This is a genomic window from Nostoc sp., from assembly GCF_054880495.1.
In genome coordinates, this window is record NZ_JBTYKD010000163.1 from 1 (window position 1) to 10,915 (window position 10,915).

The window sequence follows — 10,915 nt, forward strand, 5'->3', positions numbered from 1 at the left end:
GTTAGGTACTGAAAAGGTCATCTTCATCTTCTGTTATATTTTTGCATTCCTTATTTGCCTTTTGCGGGTTTGTTCGGTCAGGTGCAAGATGTGAGCTAAGATAAGTCTAGCCGCTTTACTAAACGATATTGTAGTTGGGAAAATTCAATTGCCTGATTTTCAAAGGGGTTGGGTTTGGGATGACGAACATATCCGTTCCCTGTTAGTAAGTATTGCTCGTGCCTTTCCTATAGGAGCAATCATGTTACTAGAGGCAGGTGGTGATGCTAAGTTTAAAGCGCGTCCCATTGAAGGGGTCGAGCTAACAAAAGCAATACTCAACAAATTAGAAAAGTTGATTCTTGGTAAATGCTGAGTTAAAACATCATGAATCACTCGCGCTAACTCCTCACCCGCATGGGTGCGATCGGCGAAAAGTGGGGTATGTGACATGGTTTCCCCCAGCATCTTAGTACGGCACTGCTTTTATGATGACTGAATTTTGTCTCAAATTAACTGATACAATCAGATTTGTATAAATTATCAGTATTCAGCAAAACGTCTATTTACTCTGATATATCTCCAACCTGAGCGATATTTAACTCAGATAAGACAGCTGGCGCTGATGCCAAAATCCTGATTTTCATGAGCAGCCAAAACCAACTCAGCCTCTTTGACGACTCAACCTTTAACCAACGAGAACTGATTCCCACAGACGCGAAAATTGCGATCGCTCCGGGAACTTATGACAGCATAACGGAATTGACACAGGATTGCGATCGCTGCCACCGTTGTCCATTGGGAGACACTCGGACTCATGCTGTTGTCGGACGCGGCAATCTCAAAGCCCCAATTATGGTTATAGGGGAAGCGCCTGGTCAAAATGAAGATGAAACGGGTTTACCATTTGTGGGCAGATCAGGGCAGTTATTGGAGAAAATTTTGGCATCTGTGAATCTGACTACCGAGCAGGATGTATACATTGCCAATATTAATAAATGTCGCCCACCAGATAATAGAGTTCCCACTCCTGTAGAAGTGGCGGCTTGTCTACCCTACTTACTAGAACAAATTCGCCTAGTTGACCCCAAAATAATTCTGTTAACAGGTGCAACTGCTGTCAAAAGTATCACTGGCGATAAGCGGGGGATTACGAAAATTCGCGGACAGTGGTTGGAGTGGGAAGGGCGTTTATGTATGCCAATTTTTCATCCTTCCTACTTGCTGCGTAATCCTTCTAAGGAACAAGGTGCGCCGAAATGGTTGATGTGGCAAGATATCCAGGCGGTGCGTGCCAAGTTAGACGAAATCCAAAATAACAGCTAAGGATTAATCTCTCGAAAATCAATTCCTCTCTAATATCTTATCTCTGTGCCTCTGCGGTTCAATAAATTACTTATTAACTACTCCAAACGCAAAGAAACCAGAGATAGAAAGATTTTACAATTACTTAGCAGTCTTAGCAGTCTTTTTGATAGCTTGCCATCTTTCTCGCAATCGCTTCAAGTTAGGACTATGACCACCATAACGCCAACTAACATAGGCTTGGCTAATCTCATCTATTACCTCAGCAGTTGCTGGGGCATGATGCTGGTATGAGACTGTGGCATACTCTAAAGGTGTTTGGGCTGGATGTTTGCCTAAACCTTTTTGGGTTGTCCATTGCAGCATTTGTTGATAAAGGCTTTCCATTGCTGGCAATTTCTTTAACCATCGACGGTTATGCCACTCTCGCCACTGACCCCAACCCAGCCAACCGAAGAAAGCTGCTATAGTCCCCAAGATTAAGCCAGTCAATACGCCAAACCAACCTTGAGAGAATAAAGCTAAAAACCAAGCGATCGCTCTAATTATCCAACTCAATATTGTCCCAAATACATTATTTAACAAACCTGTCACCGGAGAGGGCAACCATCCAGCAACCCAGTGCCATAACTGGCGCAACACACTAAAACTGTGAGTGTCTTCAACAGATGGTGGTATTAGGGGATGATTAGGAATGGGGTCAAAGGCAAACCAACCATATTTAGGAAAATACACTTCCGTCATCGCATAAGCGTCAGTATTACGGACAACATACAGCCCTGTAAATGGATTAAATTCTCCGGCACTAAACCCCGCCACTAACCGCGCTGGGATGCCAATGGAACGCAACATTACCGTCAGAACTGTAGAGAAATGGTCTGGATAGCCTCCCTTTTGCTTAAACAAAAAAGTTTCTACTAAGTCTTCTTTTTCACTCAAATAAGGCAATCCTAAAGGATTTTGGGGAACAGAGTAGTGTTGCTTCAAGTATTGAGCTAAGTAGAGAGCCTTTTCATAAGGTGAATCTAGGCTTTTAGAAGACTTTGAGACTTTTTCTTGATTGTAGTTAGCAAAAATTTCTTCGGTGCGTTCCCGGACTTTTTCGGCAATTTCGGGAGGAATTTGCAGATAATACTTTTTAATATGTTTTGGATAATTAGTAGAAGCTTCACCTAATAAAGTGCGATCACGGTATGGGACTGCGGAAATTACTGTGTAAGTGAGTCCTTCTGATAATTCCACAGGCGATCGCAATCCGTCTTCTTGATCAACAGCGATCAGTGGTGTCGGAAAATAAACTTCCTTGGGATAAGTCATCGCTGGAATTAGGTTAGGCAAATCCGACACCACTGTATAAGTTTGTACTACCTCTTGGGTTTTACCAGTAAGCACAGATGGGTAAAGAAAAATTTGGTAAGACCAAGGCGATCGCCTGACAGTCGTAACATCTTCGTTCCGGGAAACCTCCCATCCCTTACCTGTATAACGGTCAAATCCTAGTACTCGCCAAAAACCCTCAGCTTGCGATCGCACCCGCATTACCACCTTGGGTTTCATCTCGCCGCGCAGATTTTGGTTAATTTGGCTATTAAAACCGTAATAAAAGTCATTATCTACTTTTCCTGGTTGACCAGTTTGGTTTTGCCCCGTACCACTACCTTGATTACTACCTTTACCTTGACGGACATAACCGGGATTAATGATACTACGTCCTGTAAAATTACCTTTTACTTGAATAGCAGAACTTACCGGAAAATTCCGTAATTGATAGCCAGGCAATCTGGGTAAAATAGCAAAAATTGCCAGCCCCAGACCGACAATTAGCAAAAAATTCAGAATTAAAAATTTAAAATTAAGAGTTGAGGAATTCTTCTGATGGGATTTTTCCTTTTGAGTTTTTAATGGCTGCAAACCCAAGCGTGAGCGATAATCTAATACTAAAGTTGGGAGAGCGATCGCTAAAAATAACAGCAACACAGGTGCAAATGCTAAAGTCTGACTTAGCGTTGCCGCCACACCTAATAAAATCACTCCGATAACAATCGAATAGCCCAAATCTTTGCGGCGGGGCGTATCAAAGCTGTGTAACACCTGTAGTTGAATTAATAACTCTGCCAAACTCAACCGCGTATCATTCAACTCGCCCACTAACCGCCCAAACAAAGCACCCAGTGCTACTAACATTCCGATGGCGATGCAGAACTTAACTGCAACATTAGCATCGCGGCGACGATAATAACTCCAAATCGCACCTACTGCACTCAGGGGTAACGCCCAAAAACTGAATGAAGTCTGGGCGGCGATATCTGTCGCCACAATTCCCAAAATAACCAACGCTAGCACCAGCACCCGCAATAAAATTGAATCTTCCACTTCTATCAAACGCGACCCGTGCGGATTTCGCCGCCAGAAATTACCTACAGGCAGAGGCCAAAACCGATTTATTCTGGATAAGTTAAACATTTGAGTCTAAAGGAAGCAATGATATAGATGCAACGGACACAATACCAGAGACGTAATTGCCTACCCTACTACTATGTCAAATAAAAAATGATTGATCGGGGAAGATATACTGAGAGAAGAAGACGCCAGAATACGGAGAAATTATTAAATACTCTCTCCGTGTCCTCGCGTCTTTGTGTCTTTGTAATAACTGCTTCTCGTAGACACCCTAATGACCGCCTGTTGAAAAATAAGATAAGCTTCAAAAGTCGGAAAATCCTCTATATATTGGCGTTGCTCGACGTAGTGTGCTAGCGGTGGCAATTTAAACTAAATCGTGAGACTAATGACAAACAACAACGACTGTTGGTCTATTTCTGGAAACTCAATTTCCAGGGTATAACTTGGGTGAAGTTGTTCGCAGCCTAACTCTACATTTAAGTATCCCGAAGTCGAAGATGTTGTCATTGCTAAGGTGCCACTTCCCCGCAACGTCAAAGTTCCTTTAACGGGTAACTCAGCTTGAACAAGTAACTTCGTAAGTTTACCTAGAGACTGGTATTCTACTTTGATGTTCAAAGTACCAACACTGGTTAGCCATTGTCTTTCTACCACTGGGCTGGTTGCTGAAACTGGTAGAGTCAAATTTTCTAGCAGTTGTTTAGCTGCTAGCAACGACAAAGCCATCTGTTGGCGCGGTTGTAAATCTGAGTAATCGCTCTGAATATTGGGCAGTGTCTCCAGAGTATTTACAGACCGATAGGTGCTTCTTAGCACCAATCCAGCTATATCGTTTAGTGCTTGAGAGTCGTTGGGAAAAAAGTTCTCCACCGCCTGAACTAATTTTGCCCCCAGTGGCACTGAAGATGTAACCAACGCCTGACACTGTTCTAGCAATTGCCGGAAAACTCTCTCTGGTAAGGGACGTGGCAGGTTCAACTTCGACTGTTGTACCATCCACCCCCAGCTAGGGACGAGTGTCATTGACGGCTCATCAATAAAATCGGGATACTCGATTAAGTGTGTTTCCCAAGGAAACAACGGTGGGTGGTCTTGGACTTGGATTTGTAACCGACGCTTAAGGACGGCTTGGAAACGATCTTGCACAGTAGGAATTTCTCCCAATTGAAAGGTCTGGGGCGTCCCTCCCAATTCTGGCTCACTGCTTTTTGAAGCAGTGGCTTCCTTGAGGAGGTTTTTTACCCCGTCATTTTCCTCACATTCTACCGATTCCTCGTTAGTTTTGACATTATCTGTCAATAACCAATCGAGACACTGGTGTTGTAAGGATTCTGAGTCACTATTCATGAGTAGATGCACCTGATCCGGATACTAATGAGTTACGAATTTCCCAAGCTTGTTCAAGAATCTTAAACCACCGTTTTTGAAGTTGTGCCATTGACAGCCCTAAAGTTTTTGCTATTTTTTCATCGGCTTGTCCTTGTTGCTTCAACTCTAGTAAAGACCGTTGCTTATTGTCCAGCTGTGCTGTGTATACTTGCCATTGCTGAGGAGTTAAGCCCAAATTGGTGTGCAAAGAAGCTTCCAGCCATTCGTGAACTAATTCCCAACGGTGCAACAAGGCAAACCGAATTAAATGATACTTAAAGCGCTGCTGCAAATAATCTCTCTGACGAGGGGTTAAACCTAAAACCGACTCAATTTCCTGTGCTGATAAATCCTGGAGGCGCAGGGAAAAGTAATCAGCGCAGTCAGATTGTTGCCGTTGTTCGAGATAAGTCATTAATTCTGTAACGACAACGGAGCGCAAGGTGTCTTCTTCGGGTTCGGGTTCGACTTGCGTTGCCATTGTGGAGCGCAATTGGTAAACTGCTGGTTCTTCCCAAGAACCGTCGGCTTCACTATTGCTGCCTTCTGCGGCTTGTTCTATATCTACGCTGGTTTCTGGGGGCTGGTGTTGGGAAAAAGTTTGCGCCCGCAGGATAATTAGCTGCTGCTGACGGCCTGGTAAGGGAATGCGCCGCTTGCCGTAGCGCTCGGTAAATGCCATATACTCGGACAATTCTAAAAGTGTCTGAGGACGATAAGTGGCATCGAGTTGATTTTCTCGCCGGAAAGCATTCAATGCCTCTAGATAAAAACTCTGGAGGAAATCTTCAATTATAGTCAGCCGCCCTTGATAGCTCAATTGCTTCTGAGGGGGATTAATGTATCGATAAACGATCGCACTCAGAGTACTGTGTAATTCTACTCTGCCCCGATTTGAACCCAACTGATAGTACCTGAGACACTGTTGCAGCCGATGCCGAGCTAGGGTCATCGCCGAGCTTTCTACAGTTCCAGAAGCTTGGATACGTTTGCTTTCATGACAAATCCGGTAGACTTCGGTGGTAATACGTGTTGCGACATCGTGGCAATTTTGTGCCGAAGCTTTGGTTGACTGCTGAAACTCTCTGGACAGGAGTTGAAAGATTACCTCCACGCCTTGAGAATTTTCTTCCAGAATATTTGCAGATGGAATAGTTGCGGTTGCGGCTGAATTCATAGTCTCAGTTTTCAAAAGACCCTAACGTTTTTAAATACAACCTGTACGACTGTGGGTATTGGCTTTTTGGATTTTACGTATAAGCTAAACGCAGACCAATCCTACATTTAGGATGTGGCTGATTTTATTATTCCCAACTTTCATGGGATTGTTCACACTTTGATAGATGTTATTGCCATTACCCAGGAGCCGTATACAAGTCATTATGGATTTAGAAGCACAAATTCAATTGCTGATTGACAATGCACCCCGCGATGGTATGACACCACATCTTGTTGAAGCAATTGCTCCTGCCCTTAGAGCGATCGCTCAAAAATTACGCTACTCCCACTACTATATTCTCCAAAATTCGGAGGCAAGCTGGGTTTTAACTACATTAAGCAATCGTGCTAATCCAGGATTGGAAAAGCGTGTTATCTACGCTTTCCCTACCATACAGGATGTCTCTCTAATTTCCCCTGCTGGGCTTGACCCTCAAATGCTAGCTGAAATTGTTCCTGTAACCCATATTTTGTTCCAAATGGTGGCATTAGAACCCGTAGATAGTATCGTTTTTTTGGAAACGCCGGGTAAGACCACCCATACCGTTGAAGTTCGGCGAACTGAACTAGAAAAACTCATGCAACAACAGTTGCGACAACAGCGATCGCCTAAACAGATACCCCCTGATATTGCATAGAAAAATTTTGGATGTAGGATTTTTTAGATACAATCCCACATCCAAAATCTTAAATCTCAAATTCCTTTAAAAAAGTTTTCTAAATCAGGAAAAAATAAATTTTTTCTTTCACTTACACCACGCGACTGGCTCAACTCTTGGTGAAACCTAAAATTTCTTAAAAAACAGTTCTCAGTGAACATTTTTCCGTTTTAAAATTTTAGTTTCTCAGTTTTTTTCGATAAAATAATCTCTCTCCTCTTCGGAAAGAGATTATAATTTTCTTTCCTCATGCCAATGCTGAAGCTTGGGGTTTGGCAAAAATCATCCGTCCTGCTGTAGTTTGTAAAGCACTGGTGACTACTACCCGCAGTTCACCACCCACATAGTTGCTACCTTCTTCAACAACAACCATTGTGCCGTCATCTAGGTAGCCTATGCCTTGACTGGGTTCTTTACCTTCCTTGAGAATTTTCAAATCAAGGTTGTCACCAGGTAAATAACTGGGACGGACAGCATTCACTAAGTCATTTACATTCAAAACAGGTACTTTCTGAACACTGGCAACTTTGGATAAGTTGTAGTCGTTAGTTAGCAGTGTGCCGCTAATTTCTTGGGCAAAGCGCACTAACTTGGCATCGACTGTGGGAATATCTTCGTAGTCAACTCCATTAATCAGGATGCGATCGGGATAATCTTCCCTAATGCGGTTGAGAATTTCAAGTCCTCGTCTTCCCCGCACCCGCTTTTGGTCTTTGCTAGCATCTGCTACTTGTTGCAGTTCTTGTAAGACAAACTGCGGCACGAGAATTTGCCCTTCCAGAAACCCTGTTTCTAGTAAGGCTTCAATGCGACCATCAATAATGCAACTGGTGTCTAAAACTTTGGTATTGGCGGGTTTTAGCGTTCCTTCCACTACCATCGATTCGACAGTGTTGGGATTAATGAACCGCAATAAGCCTCGCCCGTGGGTATCTGCCAAATTCATCCCAGTCACCGAGAGGATAATACTGCCGACAACTGCCACCAGTGGCTTAATAAATCCAAAATTTGCCGGTATAGGTAGTAAAAATAGCGGGGCTAGCATCAGATTAGCTAGCAATAGCCCAATCACTAAGCCAATGGCACGAGTTAAGATCACTTCCAGAGGCATTTCTTTGATTTGGGATTCTAAGCGACGATATGTCGTCTGGAAACTCAGCCCGATGGCACCACCAATAATCGCGGCAAAGACGGCAACGACTAAGCGTAAAGCTTCAAGATTTGTTACCTGATCTAGCGTGCTATTGGGTAGTAGTTCAATGCTGTAGAACCCTATTCCCGACGCTGCTAGAATAAATGAGAGAATAATAATGGCGTCAAGCATGGTTGTCTTGTTTTCCTACAACTGTGTTTAGCGATAAACTTAAGTATTTTTTATTTTATCGGTAAGATAAACTAATCAGTATTGACTTAGACTAAGGGTTTAGTAGGGCAATATCTGCAATTATTATAACGAAAGGCTTTTATCTTAATATTTTTGATCATTTTGTTGTAAAAGGGCAAAAAGTTGTAAATAAACGACTCATTTTCATTGTCTCTAATTCGCAGTTGGGTTAACTTAAAAATTTTCTCAAAATGAGTCAAAAATTTAGTATTTCGGGAATTCCGAGTTCTGCTTATGTGCATATTCCCTTTTGCAGACGGCGATGTTTTTATTGTGATTTCCCGGTGTCTGTTGTGGGCGATCGCTTGCGGGGCGAAACATCTGGTACTATCTCCCAATATGTTGAGGTGCTATGTGAAGAAATTGCCATGACACCAGCATTTGGTCAACCCCTGAAGACAATTTTCTTTGGTGGTGGTACTCCCTCGCTGCTATCAATAGAGCAATTACAAGGTATAGTGACACAGCTAGAGAAGCATTTTGGGATTGCGTCTGGGGCAGAAATTTCTATGGAAATCGACCCAGGCACCTTTGATTTAGCACATATCGCAGGCTATCGCAGTGCAGGCGTGAACCGGGTAAGTCTAGGTGTACAAGCCTTTCAAGCAGAATTATTGCAAACGGCGGGGCGATCGCACTCAGTTGAAGATATCTTTGTAGCTGTGGAACTAATCCACCAAGTCGAGATTCCTGAATTTAGTTTAGACTTAATTTCCGGGTTGCCGCATCAGTCTTTGGCTCAATGGCAAGATTCCCTAGCAAAAGCGGTGGCGCTTGTACCGACTCACATTTCCATCTATGATCTTACCATTGAGCCAGGTACAGCCTTTGGTCGTTATTACAAACCTGGTGATACTCCTTTGCCCACGGATGAAGCCACAGTCAAAATGTACCAGATGGGGCAGCAGGTTTTGACTGATGCAGGTTATAAACATTATGAAATTTCCAATTATGCCCAACCTGGCCATCAGTGCCGGCATAATCGAGTTTATTGGGAAAACCGCCCTTATTATGGTTTTGGTATGGGTGCGGCGAGTTATGTTGACGGGAAACGCTTCACTCGTCCGCGCAAAACTAGGGAGTATTACCAGTGGGTGCAAGCTGGCGGTGTGATTGATTGTGATGTGACTCCCCCAAAGGAAGTATTGTTAGAAACATTAATGTTGGGGTTGCGTTTGGCGGAGGGTGTGAGTTTGGCGGCGTTGGCGGAAGCGTTTGGGGAAGAGAAGGTAGAAGAAATTTGCAGATGTTTGCAACCATACGTTGATAAAGGTTGGGTGGAACTTGGTGGGGGAAGGTTGCGTTTGATTGATCCACACGGTTTTTTGTTTTCTAATGTGGTGTTGGCGGAGTTGTTTGAAAAGTTGGGGTGATAAATTGCTTATGCAGAAAAATAAAGTTAGAAAAGCTGTGATTCCGGTGGCTGGTTTCGGGACTCGGTTGTTTCCAGCTACCAAGGTTGTCAAAAAAGAACTTTTCCCGATTATTGATCGAGATGGTAGGGCAAAACCTGTGATTATCGCAATTATTGAAGAGGCAATCAGTGGTGGAATTACAGAAGTTGCGATCGTGGTACAGCCGGATGACAAAGAAATATTTGAAGATTTATTGAAAAATCCACCCAAAAAAGAACTTTTAGATAAACTTTCACCGCAAAATCAAGAATATAGCCGATATCTCGAAGATTTAGGTAACAGAATTACCATTTTATTGCAAGAGGAGCAATTGGGCTATGGTCATGCGGTATTTTGTGCCAAAGATTGGGTAGAAAATGAGCCGTTTCTGTTAATGTTGGGCGACCACATTTATGCTTCTGACATTGAGAAATCTTGTGCTAGTCAAGTTTTAGATGTTTACGAACAAGTTAATCAAAGCATTGTGAGTTTAACTACAATACCATCGGAGATTATTCATAAAGCTGGGTGTGTAACAGGAGTTTGGCAAGAGTTAAACTCGATTTTGTCAGTTACACAACTCTATGAAAAACCCACCATTGAGTATGCACAACAGCATTTGCGTGTAGAGGGAATGGCAGAAAATGACTTTTTAGGTATATTTGGCTTGTATTTACTAACGCCGAAAATTTTTGACTTGATCGCAGAACACATCAATAAAAATTTCCGAGAACGAGGTGAATTTCAGTTAACATCCTGTCTGGAAAGATTGCGTCAAGAAGAGGGAATGACAGGATATGTTGTTAAAGGTAAGTGTTTTGATACAGGTTTGCCAGATGCTTATCGTCAGACGATGATTGATTTTAGAAGCGTTTCCTAGCTTAAACTCCAGTTAGTAAGGCTTACAGAAAACTTTTCGGTCTAAATAAATCGGATGTTACAGCAGTTTTCATGTATTTGAACCACATCTGTCGTAGGGGCACAGCATGCTGTGCCCCTACCGCGTGGTCTATTTACCTGAAAATCGGAGGTTAAATCATGGTTTGGAAAATAACTAGGGGCTATCGGTATGCTCATTAATGGACATTTCAATTTGATTTGGGATACCACTATAGGACTAGTATTTGATTTTTGAAATGCACGTAGTGGACCCTCTAGGCTAAAATAGTGCATTAGACCTAGACGTAGGTTGGGTGGAGCGGAGC

At 42.9% G+C, this 10,915-nt stretch carries 9 protein-coding genes; 5 read left to right on the forward strand and 4 right to left on the reverse strand.

What is annotated here, in order from left to right; translation table 11 throughout:
* Positions 1 to 100: 100 nt before the first annotated feature.
* Both ACYTXL_RS16110 and ACYTXL_RS16115 read left to right on the forward strand, forming a co-directional pair.
* Positions 101 to 355 carry a DUF262 domain-containing protein gene (locus ACYTXL_RS16110; protein ID WP_461925622.1) on the forward strand — a complete coding sequence of 85 codons (255 nt, stop codon included), beginning with the start codon at positions 101 to 103 and terminating at the stop codon, positions 353 to 355.
* 269 nt (positions 356 to 624) lie between these two features.
* Entirely contained in the window at positions 625 to 1,305 is a 681-nt protein-coding gene (locus ACYTXL_RS16115) for a uracil-DNA glycosylase (protein ID WP_461925614.1), read from the forward strand.
* A 120-nt stretch (positions 1,306 to 1,425) separates the two neighbouring features.
* On the opposite strand, the gene ACYTXL_RS16120 is transcribed toward ACYTXL_RS16115, so the two are convergent.
* The 3 genes from ACYTXL_RS16120 to hetZ all read right to left on the reverse strand — a co-directional run bounded on the left by ACYTXL_RS16120 (position 1,426) and on the right by hetZ (position 6,232).
* Positions 1,426 to 3,747 (reverse strand): transglutaminase TgpA family protein, encoded by a 2,322-nt coding sequence (locus tag ACYTXL_RS16120; protein WP_461925615.1) that lies wholly within the window; start codon positions 3,745 to 3,747, stop codon positions 1,426 to 1,428.
* A gap of 309 nt (positions 3,748 to 4,056) precedes the next feature.
* Positions 4,057 to 5,034, reverse strand: a complete 978-nt coding sequence (locus ACYTXL_RS16125) for a PatU (RefSeq protein WP_461925616.1) — start codon at positions 5,032 to 5,034, stop codon at positions 4,057 to 4,059.
* Complete coding sequence (gene hetZ, locus ACYTXL_RS16130; RefSeq protein WP_461925617.1) at positions 5,027 to 6,232, reverse strand: heterocyst differentiation protein HetZ; 1,206 nt, start codon at positions 6,230 to 6,232, stop codon at positions 5,027 to 5,029. The genes ACYTXL_RS16125 and hetZ overlap by 8 nt, the downstream gene beginning before the upstream one ends.
* A gap of 205 nt (positions 6,233 to 6,437) precedes the next feature.
* On the opposite strand from hetZ, the gene ACYTXL_RS16135 reads away from it, so the two are divergent.
* Entirely contained in the window at positions 6,438 to 6,911 is a 474-nt protein-coding gene (locus tag ACYTXL_RS16135) for a hypothetical protein (protein ID WP_461925618.1), read from the forward strand.
* Positions 6,912 to 7,179: 268 nt separating this feature from the next.
* Here ACYTXL_RS16135 and ACYTXL_RS16140 read toward each other — a convergent pair whose 3' ends face one another.
* Positions 7,180 to 8,256, reverse strand: a complete 1,077-nt coding sequence (locus tag ACYTXL_RS16140) for a PIN domain-containing protein (protein ID WP_461925619.1) — start codon at positions 8,254 to 8,256, stop codon at positions 7,180 to 7,182.
* 251 nt (positions 8,257 to 8,507) lie between these two features.
* Here ACYTXL_RS16140 and hemW point away from each other — a divergent pair, with 251 nt between their 5' ends.
* Both hemW and ACYTXL_RS16150 read left to right on the forward strand, forming a co-directional pair.
* Positions 8,508 to 9,689 (forward strand): radical SAM family heme chaperone HemW, encoded by a 1,182-nt coding sequence (gene hemW / locus ACYTXL_RS16145; protein WP_461925620.1) that lies wholly within the window; start codon positions 8,508 to 8,510, stop codon positions 9,687 to 9,689.
* A 10-nt stretch (positions 9,690 to 9,699) separates the two neighbouring features.
* Positions 9,700 to 10,590: a sugar phosphate nucleotidyltransferase gene (locus ACYTXL_RS16150; protein WP_461925621.1), complete on the forward strand. Its 891-nt coding sequence runs from the start codon at positions 9,700 to 9,702 to the stop codon at positions 10,588 to 10,590.
* Positions 10,591 to 10,915: the final 325 nt, after the last annotated feature.

Excerpts from the sequence above, each read along its gene's own strand:
- ACYTXL_RS16135 (WP_461925618.1), top strand. The coding sequence starts at position 6,438 with ATGGATTTAGAAGCACAAATTCAATTGCTGATTGACAATGCACCCCGC.
- hetZ (WP_461925617.1), bottom strand. The coding sequence starts at position 6,232 with ATGAATTCAGCCGCAACCGCAACTATTCCATCTGCAAATATTCTGGAA.
- ACYTXL_RS16115 (WP_461925614.1), top strand. The coding sequence starts at position 625 with ATGAGCAGCCAAAACCAACTCAGCCTCTTTGACGACTCAACCTTTAAC.
- ACYTXL_RS16125 (WP_461925616.1), bottom strand. The coding sequence starts at position 5,034 with ATGAATAGTGACTCAGAATCCTTACAACACCAGTGTCTCGATTGGTTA.
- ACYTXL_RS16120 (WP_461925615.1), bottom strand. The coding sequence starts at position 3,747 with ATGTTTAACTTATCCAGAATAAATCGGTTTTGGCCTCTGCCTGTAGGT.
- ACYTXL_RS16140 (WP_461925619.1), bottom strand. The coding sequence starts at position 8,256 with ATGCTTGACGCCATTATTATTCTCTCATTTATTCTAGCAGCGTCGGGA.
- hemW (WP_461925620.1), top strand. The coding sequence starts at position 8,508 with ATGAGTCAAAAATTTAGTATTTCGGGAATTCCGAGTTCTGCTTATGTG.
- ACYTXL_RS16150 (WP_461925621.1), top strand. The coding sequence starts at position 9,700 with ATGCAGAAAAATAAAGTTAGAAAAGCTGTGATTCCGGTGGCTGGTTTC.